Source organism: Pseudomonas sp. EL_65y_Pfl1_R83 (assembly GCF_963970695.1).
In the GTDB taxonomy this organism is placed as follows: Bacteria; Pseudomonadota; Gammaproteobacteria; order Pseudomonadales; family Pseudomonadaceae; genus Aquipseudomonas; species Aquipseudomonas tritici.
The window spans coordinates 1-581 of the sequence record NZ_CAXAQI010000160.1; the positions used below are offsets into that span (position 1 = coordinate 1).

A 581-nucleotide genomic window follows, 5' to 3' on the forward strand; every position below is an offset into this window, starting at 1 on the left:
GTCTGCCAGGAAAATGTTCGGAGACTTTCCGCCCAGTTCCATCGTCTGCGGGATCAGATGCTCGGCGGCATATCCCATGATCTGCCGGCCGGTCGTCGTTTCGCCGGTGAAGGACACTTTCGCAATCCGCGGATTGGCTGCGATCGCGCGTCCGACCGACGCACCGGGTCCAGTCACGATATTGACCACCCCGGGCGGCAGGATATCGGCGGTCAGCTCGGCAAACAGCAGCAACGAAAGCGGCGTTTGCGAGGCCGGCTTGATGACGGTGCAGTTACCGGCCGCCAGTGCCGGGGCGATCTTCCATGCCGCCATCAGCAGCGGGAAATTCCACGGGATGATCTGCCCGACGACGCCCAGCGGTTCCCTGAAATGATAGGCGATCGTCTTGTCGTCGATCGTCGAGATCGCCCCTTCTTCTGCGCGGACACAGCCGGCAAAATAGCGGAAGTGGTCGATGGCCAGCGGCACATCGGCGCCGCGCGTTTCGCGGATCGGCTTGCCGTTGTCCATGGTCTCGGCAAGCGCGAGCAGCTCGAGATTCTCCTCGAGCCGGTCGGCCACGCGATTGAGGATCTTTG

General features: G+C 62.8%; 1 protein-coding gene. It reads right to left on the reverse strand.

Translation table 11 applies throughout. The features are described from left to right. On the reverse strand, positions 1-581 hold a 581-nt coding region (locus AACY08_RS28185; protein ID WP_339472384.1), incomplete at both ends, for an aldehyde dehydrogenase family protein.